This is a genomic window from Methanoregula sp., assembly GCF_041645475.1.
Lineage (GTDB): Archaea > Halobacteriota > Methanomicrobia > Methanomicrobiales > Methanospirillaceae > Methanoregula.
Genome location: NZ_JBAZQA010000020.1, coordinates 1 through 24,821 on the forward strand (window position 1 = coordinate 1; position 24,821 = coordinate 24,821).

At 53.6% G+C, this 24,821-nt stretch carries 27 protein-coding genes; 10 read left to right on the forward strand and 17 right to left on the reverse strand.

What is annotated here, in order from left to right:
• The coding region (locus tag WC598_RS13435; RefSeq protein ID WP_372962018.1) for a hypothetical protein at nt 1-1,016 on the forward strand (1,016 nt) is incomplete at its 5' end.
• Between the two features lie 239 nt (nt 1,017-1,255).
• Here the strand turns inward: WC598_RS13435 and WC598_RS13440 are convergent.
• Nucleotides 1,256-1,669, reverse strand: a complete 414-nt coding sequence (locus tag WC598_RS13440) for a hypothetical protein (RefSeq protein ID WP_372962019.1) — start codon at nt 1,667-1,669, stop codon at nt 1,256-1,258.
• A 947-nt stretch (nt 1,670-2,616) separates the two neighbouring features.
• On the opposite strand from WC598_RS13440, the gene WC598_RS13445 reads away from it, so the two are divergent.
• On the forward strand, nt 2,617-3,339 hold the full coding sequence (locus WC598_RS13445) for a hypothetical protein (protein ID WP_372962020.1): 723 nt from the start codon (nt 2,617-2,619) through the stop codon (nt 3,337-3,339).
• A 57-nt stretch (nt 3,340-3,396) separates the two neighbouring features.
• On the opposite strand, the gene WC598_RS13450 is transcribed toward WC598_RS13445, so the two are convergent.
• Nucleotides 3,397-3,813: a tellurite resistance TerB family protein gene (locus tag WC598_RS13450; protein ID WP_372962021.1), complete on the reverse strand. Its 417-nt coding sequence runs from the start codon at nt 3,811-3,813 to the stop codon at nt 3,397-3,399.
• A 140-nt stretch (nt 3,814-3,953) separates the two neighbouring features.
• On the opposite strand from WC598_RS13450, the gene WC598_RS13455 reads away from it, so the two are divergent.
• Both WC598_RS13455 and WC598_RS13460 read left to right on the forward strand, forming a co-directional pair.
• Entirely contained in the window at nt 3,954-4,460 is a 507-nt protein-coding gene (locus WC598_RS13455; protein ID WP_372962022.1) for a hypothetical protein, read from the forward strand.
• A gap of 517 nt (nt 4,461-4,977) precedes the next feature.
• Nucleotides 4,978-5,160: a CxxC-x17-CxxC domain-containing protein gene (locus tag WC598_RS13460; RefSeq protein ID WP_319376743.1), complete on the forward strand. Its 183-nt coding sequence runs from the start codon at nt 4,978-4,980 to the stop codon at nt 5,158-5,160.
• A 666-nt stretch (nt 5,161-5,826) separates the two neighbouring features.
• On the opposite strand, the gene WC598_RS13465 is transcribed toward WC598_RS13460, so the two are convergent.
• The 3 genes from WC598_RS13465 to WC598_RS13475 form a co-directional block, all read right to left on the reverse strand.
• On the reverse strand, nt 5,827-6,312 hold the full coding sequence (locus WC598_RS13465) for a cytidine/deoxycytidylate deaminase family protein (RefSeq protein WP_372962023.1): 486 nt from the start codon (nt 6,310-6,312) through the stop codon (nt 5,827-5,829).
• A gap of 116 nt (nt 6,313-6,428) precedes the next feature.
• Nucleotides 6,429-6,707: a DUF1294 domain-containing protein gene (locus WC598_RS13470; protein ID WP_372962024.1), complete on the reverse strand. Its 279-nt coding sequence runs from the start codon at nt 6,705-6,707 to the stop codon at nt 6,429-6,431.
• 137 nt (nt 6,708-6,844) lie between these two features.
• On the reverse strand, nt 6,845-7,357 hold the full coding sequence (locus WC598_RS13475; protein ID WP_372962079.1) for a DUF6125 family protein: 513 nt from the start codon (nt 7,355-7,357) through the stop codon (nt 6,845-6,847).
• 167 nt (nt 7,358-7,524) lie between these two features.
• Here WC598_RS13475 and WC598_RS13480 point away from each other — a divergent pair, with 167 nt between their 5' ends.
• Nucleotides 7,525-7,905, forward strand: a complete 381-nt coding sequence (locus WC598_RS13480) for a Fic family protein (RefSeq protein ID WP_372962025.1) — start codon at nt 7,525-7,527, stop codon at nt 7,903-7,905.
• A 56-nt stretch (nt 7,906-7,961) separates the two neighbouring features.
• A complete protein-coding gene (locus tag WC598_RS13485) occupies nt 7,962-8,702 on the forward strand; it encodes a hypothetical protein (RefSeq protein WP_372962026.1) in 741 nt (246 codons plus the stop codon).
• A 46-nt stretch (nt 8,703-8,748) separates the two neighbouring features.
• Here WC598_RS13485 and dinB read toward each other — a convergent pair whose 3' ends face one another.
• Together dinB and WC598_RS13495 are read right to left on the reverse strand one after the other, a co-directional pair.
• Entirely contained in the window at nt 8,749-9,879 is a 1,131-nt protein-coding gene (dinB, locus tag WC598_RS13490; protein ID WP_372962027.1) for a DNA polymerase IV, read from the reverse strand.
• Nucleotide 9,880: 1 nt separating this feature from the next.
• A complete protein-coding gene (locus tag WC598_RS13495; protein WP_372962028.1) occupies nt 9,881-11,056 on the reverse strand; it encodes a hypothetical protein in 1,176 nt (391 codons plus the stop codon).
• Between the two features lie 181 nt (nt 11,057-11,237).
• Between WC598_RS13495 and eif1A the strand changes: the two genes are divergently transcribed.
• Complete coding sequence (gene eif1A / locus WC598_RS13500) at nt 11,238-11,573, forward strand: translation initiation factor eIF-1A (RefSeq protein WP_372962080.1); 336 nt, start codon at nt 11,238-11,240, stop codon at nt 11,571-11,573.
• A gap of 184 nt (nt 11,574-11,757) precedes the next feature.
• On the opposite strand, the gene WC598_RS13505 is transcribed toward eif1A, so the two are convergent.
• From WC598_RS13505 to WC598_RS13515, 3 genes are all read right to left on the reverse strand, one after another.
• Entirely contained in the window at nt 11,758-12,240 is a 483-nt protein-coding gene (locus WC598_RS13505) for a YkgJ family cysteine cluster protein (RefSeq protein ID WP_372962029.1), read from the reverse strand.
• Entirely contained in the window at nt 12,230-13,315 is a 1,086-nt protein-coding gene (locus WC598_RS13510; protein WP_372962030.1) for a hypothetical protein, read from the reverse strand. The genes WC598_RS13505 and WC598_RS13510 overlap by 11 nt, the downstream gene beginning before the upstream one ends.
• A 204-nt stretch (nt 13,316-13,519) precedes the next feature.
• Nucleotides 13,520-14,272, reverse strand: coding sequence for a hypothetical protein (locus WC598_RS13515; RefSeq protein WP_372962031.1), 753 nt, complete (start codon nt 14,270-14,272; stop codon nt 13,520-13,522).
• A 293-nt stretch (nt 14,273-14,565) separates the two neighbouring features.
• Here WC598_RS13515 and WC598_RS13520 point away from each other — a divergent pair, with 293 nt between their 5' ends.
• Entirely contained in the window at nt 14,566-15,591 is a 1,026-nt protein-coding gene (locus tag WC598_RS13520; protein ID WP_372962032.1) for a CorA family divalent cation transporter, read from the forward strand.
• Nucleotides 15,592-15,752: 161 nt separating this feature from the next.
• Here WC598_RS13520 and WC598_RS13525 read toward each other — a convergent pair whose 3' ends face one another.
• The 7 genes from WC598_RS13525 to WC598_RS13555 all read right to left on the reverse strand — a co-directional run bounded on the left by WC598_RS13525 (nt 15,753) and on the right by WC598_RS13555 (nt 21,634).
• Nucleotides 15,753-16,310 (reverse strand): manganese efflux pump MntP family protein, encoded by a 558-nt coding sequence (locus WC598_RS13525; RefSeq protein ID WP_372962033.1) that lies wholly within the window; start codon nt 16,308-16,310, stop codon nt 15,753-15,755.
• Between the two features lie 36 nt (nt 16,311-16,346).
• Complete coding sequence (gene uvsE / locus WC598_RS13530) at nt 16,347-17,255, reverse strand: UV DNA damage repair endonuclease UvsE (protein ID WP_372962034.1); 909 nt, start codon at nt 17,253-17,255, stop codon at nt 16,347-16,349.
• 54 nt (nt 17,256-17,309) lie between these two features.
• Entirely contained in the window at nt 17,310-17,777 is a 468-nt protein-coding gene (msrB, locus tag WC598_RS13535; RefSeq protein WP_372962035.1) for a peptide-methionine (R)-S-oxide reductase MsrB, read from the reverse strand.
• Between the two features lie 60 nt (nt 17,778-17,837).
• Nucleotides 17,838-18,413 (reverse strand): DUF2179 domain-containing protein, encoded by a 576-nt coding sequence (locus WC598_RS13540; protein ID WP_372962036.1) that lies wholly within the window; start codon nt 18,411-18,413, stop codon nt 17,838-17,840.
• 339 nt (nt 18,414-18,752) lie between these two features.
• Nucleotides 18,753-19,178 (reverse strand): GtrA family protein, encoded by a 426-nt coding sequence (locus tag WC598_RS13545; protein ID WP_372962037.1) that lies wholly within the window; start codon nt 19,176-19,178, stop codon nt 18,753-18,755.
• Between the two features lie 93 nt (nt 19,179-19,271).
• Nucleotides 19,272-21,479, reverse strand: a complete 2,208-nt coding sequence (locus tag WC598_RS13550) for a glycosyltransferase family 39 protein (RefSeq protein WP_372962038.1) — start codon at nt 21,477-21,479, stop codon at nt 19,272-19,274.
• Complete coding sequence (locus WC598_RS13555) at nt 21,476-21,634, reverse strand: hypothetical protein (protein WP_372962039.1); 159 nt, start codon at nt 21,632-21,634, stop codon at nt 21,476-21,478. The genes WC598_RS13550 and WC598_RS13555 overlap by 4 nt, the downstream gene beginning before the upstream one ends.
• A gap of 352 nt (nt 21,635-21,986) precedes the next feature.
• On the opposite strand from WC598_RS13555, the gene WC598_RS13560 reads away from it, so the two are divergent.
• Nucleotides 21,987-22,754, forward strand: coding sequence for an FHA domain-containing protein (locus WC598_RS13560; protein ID WP_372962040.1), 768 nt, complete (start codon nt 21,987-21,989; stop codon nt 22,752-22,754).
• Between the two features lie 52 nt (nt 22,755-22,806).
• Nucleotides 22,807-24,783, forward strand: a complete 1,977-nt coding sequence (locus WC598_RS13565) for a protein kinase (protein WP_372962041.1) — start codon at nt 22,807-22,809, stop codon at nt 24,781-24,783.
• The last annotated feature ends 38 nt before the right edge of the window (nt 24,784-24,821 follow it).

Below are 24,821 nucleotides of genomic sequence, written 5' to 3' on the forward strand. Positions count from 1 at the left end.
ATCAGAATATCTCAATCATTGGCTATCCAGTCACTCCCACCCAGGCAGTGACCGTAGACTTCTCAGAACGGGGTACGGTTGCAGATGCCGGTGTCAATCCCTCGGACCTTACCTTTACGGTCAACAACATCAACAGCGGGCTCCTCACGATCAGGGTCAAAGACGGTGCTTCTACCGTGCTCGATAAAACCCTTACCTTCAGGGGAACCCGCCCGAACCCAGCACCGATCAATGGTGGCGACAGCACCTCTGGTGGCAGTGTTTCTCCAGGTACCAAAACTGCTGGAGTAGTTGCCCCAGCAGTTCCAGGCCAGGTTACACAAAATCTCCTGTTAAACCAGAATGGTCAGACCCTGCAACCCTATGATATCCAAACCGGAACGGACTCGCCTGTCAACGCGGATCTGTTTATCCCCCAGGACACTACGGTCCATACGCCATCATCGGGTTCTAGTCTTTCTCAGGGTGAGATAACGATCACACCTGTTTCAGATCGTACCAACCGTCTTGGCGACCCGATTCCTGCGAATCCGAGAGGTTTCTCAGTAAGAGACTTAGCCATTGAATGTACACCTGATGGTACAACATTCAGCAATGCGGTTACCATCACCTTCACCCTGTCACAAAGACAATGGGATATCATGATGAAGGTAGCTAGGGGCAACCCTGCAAATGTTGCTATCGATTACTATGATACCACTAAAGGAGGATGGATCACTCTCCCCTCGTTAAAAGTGGACCCGGCAACACGCACGATCTCCGGAAAAACCACGCATTTCACCGTCTTCCAGGTCTTTGTCACGAATGAAACCGCCCCCGACAGCACGTCAGCCCAGACCTACGGATCCTTAATCCAGGAGACTCCGACAACAGTATCTGCCCCCACGGTTCTGGCAACCCAGGCGGCTGCTAAAGCATCCCCGACCACAACACCCAAGAGCCCGTTCGTTCCCGCAATAGCGGTTATTGCAATTGTCGGACTTGTCGGATACTTTGTTGTCAGCAGAAAACAGTAACCTTCCACTCCCTCATTTTTCATTCTCTTTTTTCAGCGCGGTTTTCAAGACTCCTGGTTTTTCCCGGGAGTGGTTGTTACGACAAATTATGGAAGAACAGAAGGCATTGTACCGGAAATACTATCCGGATATTGACTGACGGGCTACAGATTTGTTGAACCGGTCCAATCCAATTCCTCTTGACAATAATCTCGTTCCTCTTCAGGAATATGTGGGTGGATCTTCAATGGATGTTCTTCTCAAAGGTTCAACGAGGACCAAGAGCCATCAATGAAGATTTGTTCCGGTTTGATCTCTTCCGGCTGCTCGTTTGGGAATGCATTCGGAAGACACTCAAGTTTGTTACATTTGTTTCTGTCTACGAAATATAAGGCGACCGGAGGGGAGAAGGCTGTTGACAATCCAGGATCCATGGTGAAAATGGTTAGAGAAGTACCGGGATTTGCGGACATGATGGGGATTCCATCCGGCCGTGCCGGGATACCGAAGCGGAATTCATGAATCGATTGCCATTCATCAGAAAGAGCTGACAGGCGGCTCTGGATCATTCCATGTGTTCTTGCCATCGTTTCCTGTCCGCACGCCCGGAAACCATCAGGATCCCGCACCAGAAAAAAAAGGCATGAAACGTTTTCTTTGCCGCATCGGGACATAAAAACCCCGTTTTCCAGTGGAAGAAAAGGGGTATAAAAGGATTCTCAATTGGCCGGATTTGATGACGGCCAGAAGAATTTCCGTGGATTCCTGAAAACTCACCATTCATGCCAGAATGATTTCGTTAATTTACGCCTTTTTTATCCAGTATGGGGGGATTTCTCCAGGAATTCTCATTTAAACATTTCCGGATGCATGGCATTTGGGAGGAGCTATCAAAAAAAGGTGCTCGTTATCCCTGCATTGCGGGCATCAGGGAACAGAAAACGACACCGGAAGATCGCTATAAACGCTCTGCAGGTTTATGGAAAGACCGGATCCAACAGCATCGCCACCCATAGGTTCGTACCAAAACGTGGACAATAAAACCGTGAGGTGGACTAAAGCCCGGAAAAACCGGGAAAAAAAGTGATCTCATCCGGCGGTTTTTGAAGAACAGGCACCGTTATTTTTTTATCCGGGTCCTTATCGTCTGTTTTCCGGGAGTGATAGGGCCCGGTTTATCCGTATGGGGACCCAGTGCATCTTCATGAGGGCGAGTGTGGGTGGTATGGTCCGGGGGAAGTAATGGCTTTTTAAGAGTCTTGTGAGGCGGATGCGGCAACGGGTGATCAAGGGGATGGTGCCGGGCATCTTCGAGATGGCGGTCACGGTCCATGCCGGGCCCTTTCTTCAGAGGGGTTTTCTTCGTAGTACTTTCTTTTGGAGTCAGAACTCGGGGCGACATAACCAGTAATCACCTCCCGGGATTTAAAAAATTCTATAAAAATAATACAATGACCGGCTTTTCTGCAGATACCCGGTTCAGCTGTGCACTATCATGACACGTTATCGTTCCTGTAGCAGAACAGTTGACATCACATGCAGATCCCAAACCCGGGGTTGTTCATGATACCAAAGGAAATATCTCTCCGCGGGATCACCCTAAAGTAGAGATGATAACCTCATGACCCACCGGCCGGCACGGCTCCTGATCCTTCTCATCATTGCCTGTTTTATCCTCGTGACATTACCGGTCTCGGGAGACACGGGATCGACCGGGAATGCCCTGACGAGGGGGGGACGGTTCTCCATCACGATCACCGGTACACCCAATACACCCTACTACTTCTGGCTGGCCCGCACCTATTCCATGAGCGGAAAGCCGGGCGATCAGCCGCCCGTTGTCCAGGCAAACCAGCTCAATGTTGAGCAGGACCCCGCAGGAGGACCATACCCCATAGGTTCCTATGCCTATTACAATGGCAATGGTCGCACGATTCTCGATGATGTGGCAGCCTCAACTCCCATAATGCCAAACACCAGCTATTACGGGCGGGTCACAACCGGTACGAATGGGCAGGCGATTGTCACGTTCCTGACATCATCTGCCACCGCAACACGGTCCTTTTCCGTGAAAACCGAGAACCCGGACTCCCCGTCCGGAGGAAATGACCGTGTGGAAGAAACGGTGTATTCCCGGACAACCCCGGCAACACCGCGAGTCACAACACCCATCGCAACCCCCACGGTCCAACTGACGCCGGAACCGACCGGAATTAGTACGCTCCCGGCCGCAACAACTCCTCCGTCAACACCGGTCCCGCCAGCCACCCATGCAAACCCCATGCCCGTGATGGTTCTGATCGCTATCGGCACAGGACTCTGGGCGATCCGCAGGAAGAACTAACGTTTCAGGTTCGGCAATCGGGGATACGGACCAACCATTTTCGGGATTAAAAAAAAGTTATGAAAAGATTGAGAAATCGTTCTTGATTGCAATGGCCTCGATGATCGGCTTGAGGGTTGCTTCCGGAACGCCGAACTTGTCCATGTACATCTGGAGGATCTGCTTCTCCTCGCCGGCAAGGACACCATCGGACATGGCAAGATCACAGAGGATTGCAAGGGTTGCAAGTTTCTGCTTCTCGTCGAGCACCGCAGCAACCATGTCGATGACGCCGGGGAACTTGTTTGCCTTTAAGACAGCCATTGCCGTCTCGATGGACTTGCGGTCGCCGCGGACGATCTTTGCAAGGTCGTTGATCTCCGCTTCATCGATGACACCGTCTGCTGCAATGACCGTGATGGCCGAGAGGACGAGTGCTGATTTCGGGTTGAGCGTTACGGGTTTGCTTCCGGTTAATTTGTCAAAAATTCCCATGTAATTCACCTTTAAGGTCTCTAGTATTTTCACCGCTGGGATAATTGTTGTTTCGCTCCAGATTGAAGACCGGCTTGAGCAGGGACCCGATTCCCTTATTACATTCCGCGGCAGTATTTCTTGATCACGGCTGTCCGATCATGTCCCGGGAGAAAATTACGGAAGAGACTGGAACTATTACCGACGGATTGGATACGATCCAGCGGTTTTTTTTACGACCGTTTTTTTTAAGCTTCACGATAGGCATCCCGTTTTGTGCATTCAAGCTCCTGTTTGGCATCACGGCCCTGCGAAGCGGGATGCAGGAGGGAGGCATAATCCTTGGGCTTGGGGCGGTGATCGTTCTCTGGGCAACTGCCGATCTCCTGATGAATGTCGGGAGATCCACGCTGGACCTCCTCCACGTACCAGCCCGGTTCGAGTACTGCACGCTCGCGCAGCTGGGCAGGTTCTTTCAAATGCCGCTCGTCTTCCTGGGGGTGGACACTCTCATTACGTTCGCCCTCATCTGTGCCATGCTCTGGTCCGGGTGGATTGCCCGGCTTCCCCCGGCCGAGTCGATCCTGTGGTACGCTGCAACCACCCTCAACCTGATCAGCCTCTCGCTCGTCTCGATTTACACCGAGATACGGCGCACGCGGGCATGAACGGGAATCTCATGGGCAAGACCAGTACAAATCCCAACTGGATCAGACATGATCCCTTGATATAAGATCTGCAATAACTTCTGAAGTACCTATAAAAGTCTGAGCGGGAAATATCTGGATCCACCGGTTCGGAGCCGGATTTCTGACATAGTGTATCCCATTCCCTGCGGCCATCCTCATGATCCGGTTCTTCTCCCGCGCTTCCCCACCCTATGCGCGCGGGGCCGTTATCACGGGAACGCTCTGGCGTTTCATGAACCGGGGGCCCGGGATTCTGGGCTTGCCGGCATACCCGTAATGCCGCCTTCAGATTATTTCATCCAGATCGGGTGCGCTACATGAGGATTCCCGCAATGGTCATTGCTGCAGGGGTCATCGGGGATCGTTCGGGGGACGGGAAAACCGGATCTGAACCCACCCATACCAGGAGTTTTCCTGTGCACCAACACACTGCTTATTATACTCTTACGTCATCTATTGTAACACAGTTATACAAACGACTGTATGAGAAATAACCATGTTCGGATCGAATAATTTTGGTGGCAGCAGAGGTCCTAGAGACTTCGGCGGCCCGCGTGAAATGACAAAATGCACCTGTTCAGACTGCGGAAAGGAATGTGAAGTTCCCTTCAAGCCAACCGAAGGCCGCCCGGTTTACTGCCGTGACTGCCTCCCGAAGCACCGGAAACCCCGGTTCTAAATTTTTTACACTCTTTCTCACGTTAAGATGTTTTTACCTTTACCTGCGAGTGGAACCGCTCTTTTCTGTTCTGATTCCCAACCAGCAGCCGCATGGGATTCACTAAAAAAACCGGTGGAAACAATTGAAGATCCGCCTTGGTATCGTTATTCAGACCGGAATGACAACCAGAAACGCGATTACGTTTTAAGACACCCCCATACCCCCCAGTCACTTTGATCACGGAGGGGGGTGACCCCCTGATTGCTTTGGAAGAGGTGGGGGGAGTATCCCCCATATCAGTTGTTGTGGCAGGGGGGAGGGGGGGCTACTCCCCCTTCTCATACATGAGTGCCCACACGGGTTTTCAGCGGGACCACCACAACGTTGCATGGAGACTCCGGCGTGACAACGATTTTCCTGAGATACCCAGAAATGATAAGCAGCCCGGATTTCCTGCGAGGGGATGGGGGGGCAGACCCCCTCCCTGCTCCGGAAGAGGCAGGGGGGATACCCCCATCATCAGTCTTTTGCTGTGGGGGGGAGGGGGGCTACCCCCCTCCTGGTGATTATACGGGTTTTACAATTCCAGTACGGACCGGCTCGATGCTGATGCAAACGTACAGGAACAGAGATGTTTTTTAAGATGTGCCGAACTCTTTTGAAAGATCACGTACGGTAAAAAAGTTACTTTGTATCCTCGCCAAGGGATTCCCGGCTCCGCATCTGGTAGAGGACCATCGGGTCCATTTCCTTATAGGTCTCCTCACCGGTCCGCATGATCACGTTTGTAATACCGCTGTTCACGATCATCTTCGAGCAGAGAAAGCAGGGCCAGATCAGGGTGGTCTCACCGGTCTCGACATCGAATCCCGAGAGATAGAGCGTGCAGCCCCGGGCACTCTTCCCGGCCTGGAGGAGAGCGTTCATCTCGGCATGGACACTCCGGCACCGTTCGTAATTGGACCCGGAGGGAATATTATGCTCTTTTCTCCAGCAGCGGTTCAGTTCCGTGCAGTCCATCTGCTTGCGCGGGGCACCGGTGTAGCCCGTGGAGACGATCGTATTGAATTCATCGACAATGATTGCGCCGAAGTTCCTGCGCAGGCATGTCCCCTGGCGGGCGCACCGGGCAGCAAGGTCGAGAAAATAGCGGTGTCTGTTGGTTCTCATCTTAGGAACATAAGAAAAGCCCGGTATAAAAGAGGCATGGTCTGAAGTTCAGATGGCACATCCTCAGGCCACCGGCTCCCATCCCGACGGGTCAGAACCCGGGGTTTCTTGCGGGGCTACCTCCCGGAGAGGAAATACCAGCCAATGGTGAGATGGATGAAGAGGAAGAGGGGAACAAGGCAGAATTTGAGCTTCCGGGTCTTGTGGTGAAAGAGGATCATGGCAGCGAATGCCCCAAAAGGACCAACAAGTGCGAGAGAGAGCAGCATCGTCTCACTGGTCCGCCACGCGTTACGTTTTGCCTGGTACTTGTCGCGGGCGTAGATACAGAAAACAATGACATTGAGAACCGCGTACGCGATGAGAAACAGAGTGAGGTCAGAGAGCAGAATCATGTCACATCATACATGGGATCGACCATGAAATAGTCTGTTCCCAATACGAAGCACCGTATTGCCTGAGGGAAAGAGTGGTTACCGGGATCCGGCGCGATAAGGGGTGAAAAAAATGGGTGGAGATCGCCTTCGGATCCCTATTCACCTAAGAAAAACCGCCATTGGCAGAACATCTCCTTTGGGTGAGGATCCGGCGGCGCGAACCGGCACTCCACCCGGATCCGGGGATCGATTGCCTGCGCAAATGACGTGAATTCAGCCCGGTGCATCTCGCGGCAGACATATTCTCCCTGGCCCCGGCGCAGGCGGGCTTCCTGCGTGGGACAGGACGGCACCGAGATGATGACCTCGTCCTCCCGCTCTTCGATCGTGTACCCCACGATCATGGCCCAGGGAAAATGGCGCAGGGCCCGGACAAAACCGGCTAGTCCCTGTTCAGTAATGGAAAACCGGCGTACGATGTCCTTTGCTGCCATTCCTGCAACCTTGCCCCAGACCTGTTCATTGATCTTCTCTGCCACCGGCTGGCCATAGTGTTCCGTGACATCGATAAACCAGAACGCATCCACAACGCGGTAATGCCAGAGAAGGAACTCCAGGTACTGGTGTTTCTCCTCATCGGTCATGGCATCAAAGATCTCAAGATTCATTCCGTTCACAGGATCTCCTCAACAGGTAATATACTGAAAGTTCAGGTGGCAAAGATGATGAGATTGATGCTTTCATGCGGGGATTTTTCCTTTGCGCAGGGACGGAGGGCAGATTACCGGGAAAAACCGCAACCTTTGCATAACACGCCCCCCCAACCGGATACCGGATGCACGATCTCACCGTTGAACAACTACTTGCTATCCATGCCGGGATCATGACACGGGATGGCGGTGATGCCCGTGTACTCTCCGAAGGAAACCTGCACCAGATGGTCTTCCAGGCAAACCTGTTGACGGAACCGCTCGCCCGGGCAGCCTCTGCCATGTATTTCCTGTGCGCGTATCCGGCATTCCGCGAAGGGAATAAACGGACAGCACAAGCGGTTGCAGGAGTGATACTGGCAGAGGAGGGATTGGCACTCCCGACAGATGATCCACGCGGTATTGCCCTGCTGCAGGGAGTCATGGATTTTACGGTCGAGACAGAGGATATTGAGCACTACATCAGGACTGTCGCAGAACCGGTGCAGGGATCCGGTAGTACCTGAACCCCCGGACATGGAGCTGCAGGTATCTTCATACGGGAATAATAAAAAAACGTATAATGGATAAACCGGTCACTAATCCCCGAATCTGCCCCCCTGGTTCATACCGGTTGATCTCCGGCACATTCTGGATGATACTTGCCGCTGCGGCAATGCTCACCATCCTCATCCTTCTCCTTCCCCAGCAGGTTTTCCTTGCAATCAGCAACTACCTGCAGATCATCACAGCCTGCGGGGGGGCAGGGGTCATCTGCTTCCTCTATTTCCGGTGTGGGCGTCACAGCGTCATGCCCTATGCCGCTGGAGCCTTTGCTCTCTGGGGCATAGCGAACATTGCCTGGTACTTCAATGTAGCCATGGGACTTCGGGCCGAGGTCTTCCCGAGCCTGATCGATATGGGAATCATTGCTTCGATCCTGGTTTTGATGATTGCATACCAGAACGGGCTTCCGAAAAAATCCTGTGCACCCCAATACATTCTGGGAATTCTGGTAATCTCCCTTATCATTCCGGCAGGAATCATCCTTACCCGGGGTTTCACGGGCCAGACACTGGTCACGTTCCTGTATTTCTTCGCGTGCGGGTCTCTCATAATCACATCGCTCAGTCGTGGATACTCCAGCCACCCGTTCCTGTTTTCGGGAACCGTTCTTTTCGCCGTCGCGTTCATGATCTACCCGGTCCGGGAGATGTTCTTTACGGCAAACCCCCTGTTATCGGTGATCGGGACATTCGTCACTGCGGGCCTTGCCCTCATCGTTCTTGGGCTTGTCGGGATTACAGGACAGAAGGAAACCTGATTATTTTGCTATAAGGAATGTATCCCTCACCGGTCCGGAATGTTCCTTAAAAAAGGGTCATCTGGCAGGCATCCGGCTTGTCGATAGAGGAAAGCCGGATGCCGAGGAGCCGGATTTTCCCCCCATCGTATATTTCCTGGAACAGCATCCGTGCACAGGCACTGATAGCCGCGGGATCCGTAGTGTAATGGGACAGGGTCCGGCCTTTTGTCCGGGTGATAAAACCCTGATCGCGTACCTTCACGGTCACGGTCCTGCACCGGAGATGTTCTTCTGAAAGGGTCCGGCTGACAGCCTCTGCAAGCTTGCCAAACGTTTCGCCAATCACCAGGATATCATCCGTATCCGACTCGAACGTTGTCTCGCGGGAGAGGGAACGGGCCCCGGTATTTTCGCAGACCTCGCGTTCGTCAATTCCACGGACACTGTTGAGGAGAGAGACCGCCCCACGCCCGAACCGGGATACCAGTATCCGTGGATCGGCCCTCATGAGGTCTTCTATGGTTTTGATCCCAAGCACCGATAATTCCCTTTCGCTTTTTTCCCCGATCCCCGGGATCTTCCGGACCGGAAGCGGCCCAAGGAACGCCTCCAGATGCTCCGGAAGAACTATCGTCAGCCCGTCGGGTTTCTTAAAATCCGAAGCGATCTTTGCAACAGCCTTGCCAGGCCCTATCCCGATGGAGCACGTGATGCCAAGCCGGGAGAGGATTTTTGACTTTATTTCCAGGGCGAGATCCTCTGCCCGGGCATACCCGCCGAGGGAACTGATGTCCAGGAAGGCTTCATCGATACTGACCTGCTGGAGCCGGAACCCAAAGGACCGGAGGATCTCCATCACCGATTCCGAGACCGAGGAGTACAGGGCAAAATCCGGACGGAGAAAGACCGCATGGGGGCAGAGGGCAAAGGCCCGCGAGATGGGCAGTGCAGAATGGACACCGAACGCCCGGGCTTCATACGAGCACGTGCAGACAACGCCCCGGCCGGATCCCTGCTTCGGGTCTGCACCTATGACCACCGGTCTCCCCCGGAGTTCGGGACGTTTCTGCATCTCGACAGAGGCATAGAAACTGTCCATATCCAGGTGCAGGATGATTCTTTGAAGGGACGTGTCCAGGGAACCAGGAACCATCGCAGGATTGAGATAAGCGGGGGATTTTGGTACCGGAGTCATGTCAGCGGGCTGCGGGAAGAAAGTCATTCAGGGTGCTCTGCCGTTGCCGGAGCATAGTGCGGAGCAGTTCACCCTCATCAATGAACCGTTGCACCGGGAGCGTGAATGTTTCAGAGATATGTGTTAAGGCCGATCGGATATCCTCGAACTCGGTCGCAGTCTGGCGGAGGGCAGCCCGGACATTCTCCCGCACATTGAATACGCCGAGCGGGACATACCCGTGGAGGGCTTCCCGGACCACGATTGCACCTGCCTGTTTCTGTTCCTGTGCCAGGGCTTCGAGGACTGCCATTTTGCAGGAATAGTAGCAGCCGCCAAGCGGGGAGTACTCTGTTTTTTTCCGGGTACCCTCATGATCCGAGAAGACATACTCCTCGCTGGCGAGAACGTGGAGGAACGCCTCCGACCACTCGTACTGCCAGCCGGTCGGCATCAGGATGACCGCATAATTGTTGTTGAGGCTGGAGAACTCGTGCACCCGGAACGAGTCAATGACCGGGCATTTTTTCACCTCTTTGAGCAGGTTATCACCGATCAGGGTATCGCAGGCGGTGATCGACCAGCGGGTAGGAACCAGGTGCCGGGCCGGCCCCCGCCCCATAACGCCGGTGGAGAACGCTTTCTGGATGCTGGAGAACGGGAGACCTTTCCGGTGAAGATCGGTCACCGCCTCCCGCGCATTCAGATCCGTATCGTAATAGACCTTCTCGAGGTTCCGGTCCCACCTCCCGGTCTCGATATCGAACCGCTCGACCGGGGCACTCGGCCCGAACGGGGTGTGCTCCTCAGAGAACGACTGCCCTGTAGGGACATTCGTAAACTGGATCTCACTTTCCAAAGACGAGTCTGACAGGGAAATCTCCTGGAGTTTCTCAATAAAGCGATCATCAAGATTACGGGCATTGACCTGGTGCTTGCCCCGGACAAGGTTGAGGCGGTACCCGATAATCTCCTCCTGGGTCTTGTTGCCGCAAATCCAGGATTCGGGCATATCCATCACCGAAGTATCCCCGTGCATGGGAGCGATCATGGGCCCCGCATAAACGTCCGGGTAATTCCAGCTCCCGATAAATACCGATGGCGGGGAACTGCCTTCCAGTTCTTTCCCGACAGTAACAGAGTTCATCTGCAGGGTGGCTGCAGTGAGCTCGCGGAGATACGCGCCTTTCCCGATCATTCCTGTGAGGTTCTGAGGAGCAGGGAGGGTTTAATGGGTGGAGCGTGCGGGGAGAAAGTGAAAACAGGCAACGGGCGGAGGGGATCAAATCGAAGAGGTACTCCGGCCCGGTGCACGGGGCCGGTAATACATACATTCATTGTATCCGACATCATTCAAATAGTGCAATGGAGTTGTCTGCATTAGGAATAATACTAATAATGATGAAGAAGCCGACCCGAACGCAGTAAACGAAGACGGTTCACCGGTCGTCAGGGTCAGATTGCCCAGGAAACGGTTTAACGAGCAGTTCGCTATGGCAGAACTCATGATGGGTGCAAACCATATCCGGGTGAGATGCCATGACGGTGTAACCCGCATGGGCCGGATCAAGGGTAAGATCAAAAAGCGCGCCTGGATCCGGGAAGGGGACATTGTCCTTGTCACCCCGTGGTCGTTCCAGGACGAGAAATGCGATATCATTTACCGGTACCTCCCCCCCCAGGCAGACTGGCTGAGGAAAAACCGGTATCTCTGAACTTTTTTCACGATTTTTTCGATATGCATCGTTCCTCACGGTAGGTCACCGTTGCCCTGGCAGGTTCTGTTTGTATCATTTCATCCATGGACAGGATGAACGATACTGGGGTCGACAGGCAGGAAATTCCATGCTTGATTCCTTCACAATAAAACAGGAGAATTTAATATCCGGATCCTGGGAGTTATTTCAGCACGGTAAACCCGTTGCGGGTGAGTATCCGTATCATCCCGGTCTCCCAGACCGCATCATCCGGTTCCGCATCGTTCTCAATGCAGCGCTCCCAAACACGGGTTAAATGGGGGTCATCTGAAGAGAGTGTCCGGATATACCTGATACGCCCGACGCGCCGTCCATTATGGTTGAGGATGAGGAGGCGCCAGCACCGGTAATCCTGGCAGATCTCCGGGCGGGTCTGGTGGACCGTGCAGTACGCCAGCTTGCTTCCAGGCTGGTATCGGAAGAACGGGCAGGCATCCGGCAATGTTGAGAAAATACTCTTGTCCTCGAAGATCTCCCGCTTGTCCGGATCAACTTCAACCGGAATCTCTTCCCCGGTGTACTGGTTGTAGATTAAAAAGCGATAATTCCCGTACGATTCCAAAATGGAATGAACGTGCCCGAGGTGGTGACAGCACTCACCACACCGGAAACACTCAAACGGCACCGATAACTGCCCCCAACCGGAGCGTCTGCCAGATTGCCAGCACGAACTCAAGGGCGATCAGGATAATAATTACCCATTCGAGGAAATTGGAGTGCTGGATGCGAACCTCATCGGAAAGCATCGAGTAGTTCTCCCGGATCACATCGATTTTACGGCTCACGCTCTCGCTCCAGAGGCCGCTTCGGAGAACCTTGAGTGCCGTTGCGTAAACCCGGGCGTAATAGACGTCCTCGGTCACTTTGATGAGGTTGTTCACCTTCTCAATGATCTCAGATACCTCTGCATAGGTCTCCATCTGCTTTGCCATGATCGCGTGGTACTGGCGGCTCTTGCGGAACTGCGACTGCCGGTCCGCATGCTCGATGTCGTCGTACATCTTCTCCATCTCACGGGTCAGTTCACGGTCGTAATACCGCAGCTCCAGCACCTGCACGTTCGCAAACTCGATGAGATCGATGAGATCGGTGGGGCTCTCCGGGTTGCAGAGGAGCGCCGAGTCCCAGGAGAGAATCGCAAGGTCATCTGTGGTATAACTGAGCGAGTTTTTGAGGATCTCATCTCGGATCTGAGGAGATATGGCCCTCTTTTCCCCGATGAGCAGGGCAACCGGGTCAATGGAGTCGTCGCGACGGTCCGTCACGTAGATGGAATAGTCCTCGAAAAAATCGGGATTGATGGCAAAGTTCTTGATATGCGGGCGTATGATCTCGCCCAGGGTCTTGAGGTACTGGACATAGAACTCCGCAAGCCCTTCCTGGCCTGCAAACAGGAATGCGATCTCCTCAAGATCGGTAAAATCCGCGTCCGTGTTGTCGTACACGAAACAGAAACTGATAGCCCCGATATCATACACCCGGGCAACAACATTGAATTCAAAGGGTCTGCCGTCCCGCTCCACCCGGATCGGGTGCATCTGGATCATGAGCGGCGGATCTTCGAGCATGATGGATTTGGGCTTGACCCGTACAAAACTTGTCCTTGCCGTGAAATAGCTCTGGGCAAGGGCCCGCTCCAGCCAGTCGAGATCGATTTCCCGCCCAATATCATAGATCCGGTAAAAACGAAGATTTATCATGATTTTGCCTCCTTCCGGCACGATCTTTTATGTGTCTTGCAATAATGAAGAACCATGAAGATGATAAACCATTCCCAGCAGAAGAACAGGAGATGCATGACACAGGCCAGGGAACTCCGGTGAGCGGGCAATTTTAGAACGAGCCGTGAAGCCAGGTTCATAACCTGAAGGCGCCTGCTGGGAACAAAGGAAAAAGAGGAAAAATTATTTTCTGGTAACAAGCACTGCCCCAAGAATACCGATGATAAGGCCAATCCCGGTCAGTTCCAGAGGAAGGGGGGATTTGGTGGTGGCAGGGGCTGTGGAGGGGATGGTCTGCAGGCTCGTGGATGTGACGGGTGCAGCAGGAGGGGAAACGAGATTGAACGTAAGTTTGGTATAAACATCATCCCCGCCATGCAGGTTGATTGCATCGGAGAGTGCAGCTGCCGCAGCTGCATCCTGGACACTGCCCGTTCCCGTAAAAGTGAAGATGGCTGCACCGGTCTTGGTGTTCACGACCTGGCCGGCATACTGCCCGGATGACTGCATGGTAATGCCGAACATCCCATCAGTTCCGGGGCTCTGGGCAAAGACATAGTATGTTGCCGCGGGTAAACCGGTGGTGCTATAGGTCTTCGAGAATGTCCCGTCAGCATTGACCGGGACTGTTGAGACATTAACATAGCTGCCGGCAAAGATCCAGACCTGGACCCCTGCAGAGAGATTTGCATTGGAGGTTACCCCACTGATAGTTACTGGTGTCCCGACCACAGGATCCGCAGGGGAAACCGTTGCAGAGATGAACGGCTTTGCAGAGGTGACAGTGGCAACCGCTGCTGCGGTTGTTGTCGAGGCAGCAGTAGTTGATGCGGGTGCTGCTCCGACACTGACAGCACCCGACACCGGCAATACCAGACAGGCAATTACCAAGAGGACTGCACACGCGGCAAGGCCGCTTGAACGAGATGTATTCATACGGGATGATGAGACGGTATCCGATATTAGCGTTATGGGTTGTATTCGGCAGATAGAAAGCAGCGGTTACAGGATCATGGCCGAATGAGACGAGAGACAGGGTATTGCCAATAGGATAAGAGCAGTCAGTTACCGGTCCCTGCGAAAAGGCCAGACACCATTCAGGCTACTTATTATACACTTCCTGCATCAATAATTCGTACGATAGTTATCAGAGAGGACGCGATCCACGAGGCACTGATATGAAAATGCAGAGTACGCCGCAACAATCCCCCCCAGCCGGACCCTTACCGTTGAGTTTCTGCATCATCCTCAATCAGGATGGCAGGATCGAACGTCTGGTAGATCGACCGCTTGAAGAATACCTCGAAGCGGTTCGCAAAGCCTCCGTTGCATGGATCGATTATAGTACCAATGATGATGAACACGAGATAGAACTAATCGCCCAGACCGCCGGATTCAGCAAGATTCCCATCCCCAAACTGACCACCGGCTTTTACTCTGCATACGAGGATTACGATACTGAGCTTGGCATCATGCTCCCTTCAGTGACGGTAAAAATCGAGAAGATGACCGTTCACCCCCTCTTCATCCTTATCCGCGAAAACCTCGTCATCACCATTCATTCCGAGGAGATCAACCGGTTGCTCAGGTTCTCCCGGTACGCCCAGCAGTTCTTCAAGCGCATCGCCTCCGAAAGCACGATGGATAAGATCACCCTCATGCTTGAACGGATCATTGACGAGAACAATGACCGCAACTTCGAGTACCTGCGGGAGATCGAGATGCACGGGGATGCGATCAGCAGATCGCTCATTGAAGAGAGTTTAGCCAAGAAGAAGATCGCCCACGATATTTATCACATGAAGCACGTACTCATCGATTACCTGAACGTGCTCTGGGCATCAAAAGACGTGGTCGATTCGCTCCGGTACGGGGATGCCGACCTGATCACCAATGACGAGAAACTGCTCGGCAGGATAGGCATCCTCTCGGACAACATTGATCGCCACATCGAGCTTACGGAGCAGATGTCCAATGTGCTCTCTTCAGGTCTTGAAGTCATGCAGAGCATCTACAATAACCAGCTCCAGAGCTTAAACAACCGCTTTGCCCTTGTGACCGCTTACCTCACGGTGCTCGGAACGGCCTTTCTCGTCCCCAATACAATTGCAACAATTGCGGGAAGCGGGATCATGGAAGGTACGATGGCAGCACAGTGGTGGTACCTGCCACTGCTTATCCTTTCAACCATAGTCGCAACCATGACCTCCCTTCTCTGGGTGCTCCATGTCTGGAAGAAGAAGGAAGATGATTGAGGGAGTGAATGCCCGCATAACCTCTTTTTTGATGAACAAAGGTGCTTGCCGGATAGTTCATCGTACCAACAACACCCCCACGCAATTATCATAAGGATAGCATTCCACTCCCATTGGAAAAACCCAGTAACGGGAGGAATGGGAAATGCCGCGTGAAAGATTCAGAAGAAAACTGACTCGGCAAGGATCTTGATACCGATCAAAATCAGAATGAGACCACCGGCGATCTCGATCCGGTTGCCAAGAAGATCTTCCAGACGCTCGCCCAGCATCACGCCGGCAAACGATATGAGGAAACATACCGATCCTATAATCAGGGCGGGGATGAGAACGGCGGATCCCAGAATGCCAAAAGTCACCCCGACTGCAAGCGCATCGATGCTCGTTGCAAGGGAGAGGATAATGACCGGCACCAGGTGCAGGTTGCCCAGGCGAGATTCACCGTTTCCACTGATGCCTTCCCAGCACATCTTACAGCCGATGAATCCCAGGAGGATGAACGCGATCCATGGTGCGTAAATGGAGATGAACCCGATAAAAGCGGCTCCCGCAGCCCACCCGGCAACGGTCATACCTGCCTGGAATATGCCGAAGAAGAGGGCAATGAACGCGGCAGTATAGGCAAGCCGGGACTTCGTGGTTGTACCAAGAGCGAGAGAGACCGCAAAACAGTCCATCGAGAGAGCGATGCCGAGAATGAGGATGGTGATGATATCCATGGGTGGTATACCCATTGGAGGGGAATATGGATAATATCATTCCGGGCCGGGGCTGGGAATAAGACGGGGATCATCCCGGGCAAGGGAGAGGGCGGTCCGGGCACTCGCTTCCTTGTCCTTGATCTCGAGCATGATATCGAGATCAAAATCACGTGTCTCCGCAAGAAATGCTGAAAAATTCCCGGCATCGATATGCTCTGTATGGGCACCAACCCTCTTTCCTGGCTGCTGGGAACTGTAATCAACCATAGGAATCCCGTCCTGTTCTTTCCAGCTTGTACGGATCAGTTCCAGCAGGTCAGGAATGCGTTCTCCGTTGTTGTTGAGGGAATGGTGGAATGAATCGAAAAGGATCGGTACTCCTGTTCGATCATGGAGAGCCAGGCAGTTATCTGCGGAATACAATCGTTCGTCGTTCTCAATAACGAGTCGGCACCGGATGGAGGCATCGAGAAGATCGTAATTGTTCACAAACCGCTCCATGCTTGCGGGTTTATCTCCATAGACTCCCCCAACATGGATCTGGATCTTCGCCGTCTCATCCAGACCCATCAGGTCGAGAATTTCCGCGTGGTAACGAAGCTCGGCGATGCTCCGGGCGAGTACATCCCAGTCTGGCGTGTTGAGGAGAACGAACTGGTCCGGATGCATTGATATCCGGAAGCGGTGTTTCCTGATGAACAACCCAATGTCCGAGAGGGATTTTTTGAAACGCTCCTGCCACGGAAACGTGCAGACCGGGTGGGAGGCAAACGGGACCATGTCAGACGAGATCCGGAAGAAGAGGAGACCATGTCGGACATTATACCGGAGCGTTTCTGAAACGCAGGCAAGGTTTCTCTCCACCGTATTTTCAAGCCGTTCGGGGGAATACGAGGCAAGACGGAAGGTACCTGAGGGGGAACAGCCGATCGAACGGTTGATGCAGGGGTAGCCGATACGCATAGACGAATTCTCAGGGGTCGGGGTTTTCAGGAGGGGGTACTGATAGCAGCCGGATCAGGGATACCGGTAAAAATCCAGAGCTCCCGAATTCATGCAATATCGTTTGCCGGCGGGTTTGGGGCCGTCATCGAAGACGTGACCGAGATGGGCACCGCACCGGGCGCACAGGACTTCAGTGCGCTCCATCCCACCCGATCGATCGGTCCGGGTCCGGATGTTGAGCTGGGAGACCGGTGCAGAGAAACTCGGCCAGCCGGTACCGGAATCGAATTTGTCCTTTGAAGAGAAGAGATCGGTCCTGCAGCAGATACAGGAGTAAATCCCGGGCTCTTTCCAGGCATGATATTTGCCGGTGAAGGCATATTCGGTTCCTTTGCCACGGGCAATGGCAAACTGTTCGGGGGGCAACAGGGTTTTCCAGATCTCATCAGATGTTACTACCGGCAGGACCTGTTCAACCTCCCCGGTCCGCACGCTGAAGATTGAAAGCAGGGCACCGGTCGGATTATTTTTCTCTGCCATCACCAGTTCTCCTGATGGAGATGATGGCGGGATGTGGCTATAGAGCTTCTGTTCGAGGCACTACATCCCGAAAAAACCAAGGATCCCCTTCCTGGGATCCTTGTAAAAGATCTTTGCGCCCTGCTTAATATTCCGTACATCCTCGACCGTATACAGGATATCCGGGTATTCTTTCGACAGGATGCCAAGCAGCCGGGACAACTCGGTCCGGGGGACGATCATGAGAATGACACTTACGGTGTGCGAGAACGTCCCGGTGCCTTCAAGCCGGGTCATACCGTACCCATGGGTCGAAAGTTCAGTGATGAGCGGCTGGGGATCGTTCGGGGTAATCAGCCGGACAATAACATCACCGATCGAGATCATGTTCTCAATCTGCATACCCAGCAGGGTTCCGATCCCGTACCCCGCGAGGTACGCAAGGATATTCCAGTAATCCGTAAGGTTGGTCAGGACAAGTCCCGTTGAGAGAAGCCAGATCCCGGTCTTGACAATGCCCATGCAGGATGCAAGGTTTGCATGCCCCCGGGCAATGTAGATAGTACGGACGGTCTCAAGACTGGTCTCAAAGATCCTGGCGATGAGGATAATGAGAGGCACCATTGCAGCTGCCATGATTGTGGCGGTCGATCCCATGAGTTGTCACGCTCCTAACCAGAATAATCTCACCGTTACTCTTGAATACCTTACGGAATAGTTCCGGATTAAAGGAAAAAACAGGGCAGATTTCCGGCAATCTGAACAGGCTATCGTTCTCGTGAAGATAAACAACCATCTATGGCGTATAACCGGGTTAATTTCTGGGCAATCCGGGTCTGGTTTCGTGCCTCATCCTTCAGGTCCTGGTAAATCCGGGCCCGGATTTTATTGGTTGCTGATGCGGGACCGGTGATTTCTCTGGGGTGAGATATCCGGAGCCGGATGTCTTCTTCGTTTCCTGCAGAATTCCCGGATTCCATGATGCAGACCTGATCCTTATGCTGGAGAGAACGTGATCCTGCTCTGCCCGTAATAATTCCAGAAAAATGCACAACAGGTGGCAAACACCTTTGCCAGGAGGTAATCAGCCGAAAAAAACGCTACCGCAAGCCAGATGATACAGATGTTAACGAGGAGACAACTGAAGGAAATGATAACAAACGCCGTGAACTGGATACCATAATGCCGGTTTTTATCGTGGAACGTAAGGAACTTGTTCATGAGGTAACTGACAACAATCCCGCAGCAGTAGGAGAGCGTTGCCGCAAGAAGGTACCATACTCCGATACAGGAGGTAAAAAAGTACAAAAGGCCGATGTCGATCAGCGAGGCTATGACACCGATGAGAAAGAACCCGATAATCCTCTCGTTTCGAAACAGCGTTATCCCCCCTGCAGGAAACAGGGTTAACCTCGTGGACACAGGATCACTCCCCTGGTGAAGATACCCCCGGGTGTTCGGGAGATGAGATGACTCCCGCCGGGTTCCGTCTATTTCTTCGAGGAACTTCCGGCATCATAACGCACCGGCACAGTCATACAGGGTGTTCCGGGTGCCTTGTGGCCCGGCCATAGTTCCGCTGGAGCCGGAAGGAGGGGTAATCCCCGCTGTTGCGGAACGAGTGTCCAGTGTGATGGATCCTGACATGGCCTTGATATCATCGGTCAGAGTGGTGCCGGTACCGCCATACTCTGAAGAGGAAACAGCCGTACAGTGGCTGCTCACCCAGGTAAAGATCTCGGAATTGCCGGATGTCCGATCCCCACCGGTCGCAGTGGACGGGGTGTAAAAATAGCGGACTTTTCCCGCATGGATCAGGGATGTGAGATTTTCAACCGAGAGTATACTGTCGGAACCGGAAAAACCTCCCAGGGCCATGACCGGTTTTCCGGTCTCAAGGATCAGGGAGGCCGCTTCGTGGCTGCTTGGCACCGCCACAAGCCAGGTCTCGCCGGTTGTGTGGGATTCCAGGTATTCTGCAAGCTGCGATATGCTGCTTCCCTGCCCGGGAAGACTGACACCCCCGGCCCTGCCACCGCTTCCCTGGTCAAGCTGAGGACCTGCCGACGGGAGGAAATTACCACTTCCATAAATCATCGGTGTGCAGGCCCAGACAGTGGGTGCAACAAAGAGCAGGGCTACGGCAATACCTGCAGCAACTCTGGGCAACGAACCGTCACGGGGAGTCTTCCGCAGTTTAAGGGCGGCAAGTACGAGGGTGAGGACAAGAGTCCCGAAGGCAACCACGGGAATGAGTGCCCCCGACCATTCAGCATCGTACAGAAGAATCCAGGTCTGGACAATCCCCGTGATCAGGATAGCGGCGATCAGGATCCATCCCGGCAACCCTTCCCCGCGATAGGCCGTGTACATTGCCACGGCACCTATCCCGGCCAGTGCTGCAAGGGGTGGAGCGATAGTAGCGAGATAATAGGAGTGCCAGAAACCGGTGGTGAAACTGAAATAAAGAAGTCCCGGGACCAGCCAGAGGCACAGCGCAGTAACGGTCAGCCCCCGGTCAGTAAACAGCCCTGCATCCCCGACTCCTTCAACCGAGAGCGATGCCGGCCGCCGCCACAGGGCAAGAAGCCCGAGGAGGGCAAAGGGGAGAAGCCAGCTGATCTGGCCGGCAAGACCTTCTGACAGGAGCCGGAATAGGCCGGGTGTCCCGTTATCTCCCATCATCCCACCCGGGCCCCTGATGGCAGATACCGGTGCGCCGGGTGCGTTGGAAAGGCTGCTCCCCATAAACGGTGATGCACCCTCATCCGGAGGTCCCCGGCCAACCTGTGACGCAGGGTCAAAGGTTCGGGTGGGAGTCCGGTTATCCGGCATCTGCATACCGAAAGATCCATCCTGTTGGGAGGGGATCATCCCACCCAGCTGAGGTGCAGATCCCGGCCCAGCTCCCAGTCCGGTCATACCGTTTTCCAGCCGGTGGATCCCATTGTAATTGATGATAAGACCAAAGACGGTATTATCGCCACTTCCCCCGATATAGGGGCGCTCGGCCGGGGGGATCAGATCGACGGCAACCGTCCACGAGAGAGAGATGATGAGGAGAACCAGGACTGCCAGGACAAGATGAAGCGCCCGGGTTTTCAGGGGAAGGCTCCGGGTTCCCATCAGGTAGAGGAAAAGGACCGCAGGCACGATGATAAAAGCCTGGATCATCTTGATATTGAACCCGATACCGATAAGCCCCACGGACACAAGAAGCCACGGCAGGGACTGCTCCCGCGCCGCTTTCAGGGCCACAAAGAGGGAAAGGAGGAGAACAAAAATCAACAGCCCATCCATGGTCCCGTTCCGTGAGACCGCAACAAAAATCGGTGTCACCGCAAGGGCAAGCGCCGACAGGAGCCCGGCTGGTTTTCCGAACGGGCGGGAAACGATAAGGTACACAAGGGCGACAGACCCGACACCGGCAAGTGCCTGGGGAAGGACAAGAGCGAGGCCGGAGAACCCAAAAAGTGCGGCCGAGGCAACCTGGGCCCAGAGTCCTACGGGAGGTTTGTCAACCGTGACAAAACCTGCCGCGTCGAACGAGTTGAAAAAAAGGATGCGGGGATTTTCGAGCATACTCTTTACGGCAGCTGCATAGTATTCATTGGAGATCCCCTGATTCCAGAGATTCCAGAGATTGAGGAGGAGGGACAGGAGGAGGATCGCGGTAAGAGCCAGCTCAGCCCGGTTTTTTCGGATAAAGGCCATACAGGTCATGGCCGGCGATCCCGTATGTCCCGGAGCAGGTTATCGATATCCTGGACACGGTTCAGGCCGGAGCCGGAAAGGTCTTTTCTGAAAAACTGCAACTGGTTCCGTATTGTTTCGATCTCCTCGTTCGTAATAAGGAACCACGGATTGTTGTGAGTCATACCTGTCGCTCCCCAGGTTCCCGGTTTTTCCTGCGGAAAACGGCTCCCGCAAATATCGTGATTCCCATACCATTATCACCAGTGTCTCAAAGAGTGGTTCTCCCGTATCAGGGTACAGACGGATATATTGTTGATACAGTCCCGGTGAGATGATGAAACCGGGAAGGGATGTATTGAACCCGAACGGATCATATATCGTCGGCATATCAGGGAGAAGCAACCCCCTTACTCCCGGAAAAACCATATCAGGGAGGCGGGAAATACCAACCTATTTTATCCCGCACAATGATAGTATGATTAAGGACACCCCGTATAGTCGGGTGTAGGATAACCAAGAACGGGTGTATCGATAATGGCCGATAAAGCAACTGTCTGCATTTCAACAGATCCTGCATTCCTGCAGGAGTTATCAGAGTACCTGGAAGTGCTGTCCAATCCCGTCCGGTTGAAGATACTCAAAGTCATAGAAAAAGAGCCAAAAGAGATAAGCGAGATCGCATCCCGCATTGATACAAGTTACGCAAATTCAAAAAAACACATCGATCAGCTGGTCAATATCGGCCTGGTAAAAAAAGAAGCGGGCTTCGGGCGGGAGACCGCAAAGGGTATCCACCCGGTCTGGAAATTCTCCCTTGCTGAAGGAGGCCTTGAGACACTCATCAAGAACATGGGCGTATTCTCCCGCATCAATATCCCGATAGGATATGGGGAGATCCAGGGTCGTCTCAACGACGTGCGGGCTGCAGTTTTGAAGGAGTCCGGGAAGGATTGCCCGGCGCTCCATCTCATTGAAGGTCGTGGGGCAGGCCACACGTTCCTCTTAAAAAAAGAGCGAATCCTTCTTGGCAGGGCAGATGCTAATGCCCCGTCGAAGACGAGCGAAGGGGACATCGTTTTGCCGGAAGAGTACGTGGCGGTGACAAGGATAACAAAACCCCACGCAATCCTCATACGGTCGGGAACCGGCTGGCAGATCGAGGACCGGGGAAGTTCCGGGGGAACCTACGTGAATACAGAACTTATCGCTCCCATGCACAAGACCGCACTGAACAACGGTGACATCATCGACCTTGCAATGGGTGAGGACGCCGCACGGTTCCTGTTCATCGTAAATGAGTGAGCCGATGGCAAAAGAGCCGGTATCAGATCAGAAAAATGGATTGGGATCGGGAATGAGAGTCTCCAGAGGCATACTCATCCTGACCTGCCTGCTCATCTTTGTTTTGCCGGTAACCGCTGCGGTTGTTGTATATGACGGAAACAGCACCGCCAGCTCCCTCCAGAGTATTATTAATGCTGCCAACGTAAGCGATACCATTCTTGTAAAAGGGGGAACCTACTACGAGAACCTGGTCATAGACCGCCCGCTTACCGTGCGTGCGCTGGATACCAACAATCCCCCGAATCTGGTCGTGAACCGGGGCGGGACGGGGATCAACCTTACTGCAAAAGGGATTACCATAGACGGGATGATTCTCACCGGGAACGGACTTTGCGGCATACTTGTCCAGTCGGACAACAATGAGATCACCAATGTCAGTATCAGCGGTTTTGAGCAGGGAATTCTCCTAAAATCCGCTGTCAACAACGAGTTTGTCAGGAACAGTCTTGTCAACAACACGGTTGGTATTGTTCTCGATCAGGAATCGCAGGTAAATGTGTTTTCTCTCAATTACCTGGATAATCCCGTTGATGTTGAAAGCCAGTCTGGGGATACAACCTGGTCCGGCCGGCCATCGAAATACCAGTACGAGGGAAAGACATTTATCAACTCGCTTGGGAATTACTGGAAGAAATATACCGGGAGTTCCACAACCGGCAACGGGATCGGATCGGTTCCCCATCCAGTCCAGCGGAATATCACCAGCCTTCTGGACGCAAAGGACTCCATGAGTAAAAGCTCCCTGATCGACAGGGCCCCCCTGATCAGCCCGCCGGGGATGTATACGGTTATCGGGAGAGAAGAGCAGCAGCCGGGCACAGCACCTGAATCAGTCCCAAATGCAGGACATGGTTCAGTACCCGGTTCTGTGCCAACAGTGGCAGGATCTCTACCTACAATACCTGGCACAGGACCAGGTGCGACAATCCCGGAGAGTAATCCGTTCCCGGCTTCAGGCCCGGGTAATACAAATATCGGTCCACCCCCATTCCCCGTAAATCTCGTCCAGTTCTGGTGGATTGTCCCCATAGCCCTGATCATATCCGCTGTTGCCGGTATCTGGTACGAGCGAAAACGAAAAAGAAACGAGACATATGTACAGGAGCGCGAAGAAAACACGGGGGGCAATACAACGGTCGTGAAAAAAACGGTGCCATCAGCCCGGGATGATTCAGAGGGGCTCCACCATTACGCGGCCCACCTGCCTCCCGCCCTGGAGAAAAAATATCCCGGGGCAGAATACCTTGCTGAAGGAGGGGCCTGCCGGGTCTTCCGGGCGTGGGATCCGGTCGAAGGGCGGGACGTTGCGGTGAAAGTGCCGATCCGGTTCGATGAGGTTACCGGCACGCAGTTCACCAAGGAACTTCACGTCTGGCAGAGCCTCCACCACCCGAATATTGTCGAGATCTATGGAGCTAATATTTTCCCGGTACCATACATCGAGATGGAATTCGTTGAATCGTCCCTTGCATCCATGAAATTCCCTCTCGAACAGAAGACGATTGCAACAATCATCAGAGGTGTGGCACAGGGACTCCGGTATGCGCACGGACAGGGGATAGCCCACCGGGACATAAAACCCGGAAATATCCTTATCAAACCAGACGGTTTACCAAAAATTACGGACTGGGGTCTTGCCAAGGCCGAAGGTACAAAACAATCAGGCATCATCGGGTTTTCATTGGAGTATGCTTCACCGGAACAACTGGCCCCGAATCTCTACGGCGAGCCGGGGCCGTGGACCGACATCTACCAGGTGGGAGTCCTGTTTTACGAGATGATGACCGGAAGGGTGCCATTCATGGGTGGGGGGATGGGAGAAGTCACCCATGCTATCCTCCATGACAGCCCGCCTCCGCTCACGATGGATAATCCGAATGCTGCAGAGATAGAGGCAATCATTTTCAGGTGTATGAAAAAAGCACCAGGTGACCGGTATTCTTCAGTTGCGGAGATCATCGCAGACCTGGACAAGATCCGGTTTTAAGATTCTCTGAAACGAGAGACAGATACAAGGGATGAGAG

Excerpts from the sequence above, each read along its gene's own strand:
- WC598_RS13440 (WP_372962019.1), bottom strand. The coding sequence starts at position 1,669 with ATGTCCCGATGCGGCAAAGAAAACGTTTCATGCCTTTTTTTTCTGGTG.
- WC598_RS13445 (WP_372962020.1), top strand. The coding sequence starts at position 2,617 with ATGACCCACCGGCCGGCACGGCTCCTGATCCTTCTCATCATTGCCTGT.
- WC598_RS13450 (WP_372962021.1), bottom strand. The coding sequence starts at position 3,813 with ATGGGAATTTTTGACAAATTAACCGGAAGCAAACCCGTAACGCTCAAC.
- WC598_RS13455 (WP_372962022.1), top strand. The coding sequence starts at position 3,954 with ATGTCCCGGGAGAAAATTACGGAAGAGACTGGAACTATTACCGACGGA.
- WC598_RS13460 (WP_319376743.1), top strand. The coding sequence starts at position 4,978 with ATGTTCGGATCGAATAATTTTGGTGGCAGCAGAGGTCCTAGAGACTTC.
- WC598_RS13465 (WP_372962023.1), bottom strand. The coding sequence starts at position 6,312 with ATGAGAACCAACAGACACCGCTATTTTCTCGACCTTGCTGCCCGGTGC.
- WC598_RS13470 (WP_372962024.1), bottom strand. The coding sequence starts at position 6,707 with ATGATTCTGCTCTCTGACCTCACTCTGTTTCTCATCGCGTACGCGGTT.
- WC598_RS13475 (WP_372962079.1), bottom strand. The coding sequence starts at position 7,357 with ATGAATCTTGAGATCTTTGATGCCATGACCGATGAGGAGAAACACCAG.
- WC598_RS13480 (WP_372962025.1), top strand. The coding sequence starts at position 7,525 with ATGCACGATCTCACCGTTGAACAACTACTTGCTATCCATGCCGGGATC.
- WC598_RS13485 (WP_372962026.1), top strand. The coding sequence starts at position 7,962 with ATGGATAAACCGGTCACTAATCCCCGAATCTGCCCCCCTGGTTCATAC.
- dinB (WP_372962027.1), bottom strand. The coding sequence starts at position 9,879 with ATGACTCCGGTACCAAAATCCCCCGCTTATCTCAATCCTGCGATGGTT.
- WC598_RS13495 (WP_372962028.1), bottom strand. The coding sequence starts at position 11,056 with ATGATCGGGAAAGGCGCGTATCTCCGCGAGCTCACTGCAGCCACCCTG.
- WC598_RS13510 (WP_372962030.1), bottom strand. The coding sequence starts at position 13,315 with ATGATAAATCTTCGTTTTTACCGGATCTATGATATTGGGCGGGAAATC.
- WC598_RS13515 (WP_372962031.1), bottom strand. The coding sequence starts at position 14,272 with ATGAATACATCTCGTTCAAGCGGCCTTGCCGCGTGTGCAGTCCTCTTG.
- WC598_RS13525 (WP_372962033.1), bottom strand. The coding sequence starts at position 16,310 with ATGGATATCATCACCATCCTCATTCTCGGCATCGCTCTCTCGATGGAC.
- uvsE (WP_372962034.1), bottom strand. The coding sequence starts at position 17,255 with ATGCGTATCGGCTACCCCTGCATCAACCGTTCGATCGGCTGTTCCCCC.
- msrB (WP_372962035.1), bottom strand. The coding sequence starts at position 17,777 with ATGGCAGAGAAAAATAATCCGACCGGTGCCCTGCTTTCAATCTTCAGC.
- WC598_RS13540 (WP_372962036.1), bottom strand. The coding sequence starts at position 18,413 with ATGGGATCGACCGCCACAATCATGGCAGCTGCAATGGTGCCTCTCATT.
- WC598_RS13550 (WP_372962038.1), bottom strand. The coding sequence starts at position 21,479 with ATGACCTGTATGGCCTTTATCCGAAAAAACCGGGCTGAGCTGGCTCTT.
- WC598_RS13555 (WP_372962039.1), bottom strand. The coding sequence starts at position 21,634 with ATGACTCACAACAATCCGTGGTTCCTTATTACGAACGAGGAGATCGAA.
- WC598_RS13560 (WP_372962040.1), top strand. The coding sequence starts at position 21,987 with ATGGCCGATAAAGCAACTGTCTGCATTTCAACAGATCCTGCATTCCTG.
- WC598_RS13565 (WP_372962041.1), top strand. The coding sequence starts at position 22,807 with ATGAGAGTCTCCAGAGGCATACTCATCCTGACCTGCCTGCTCATCTTT.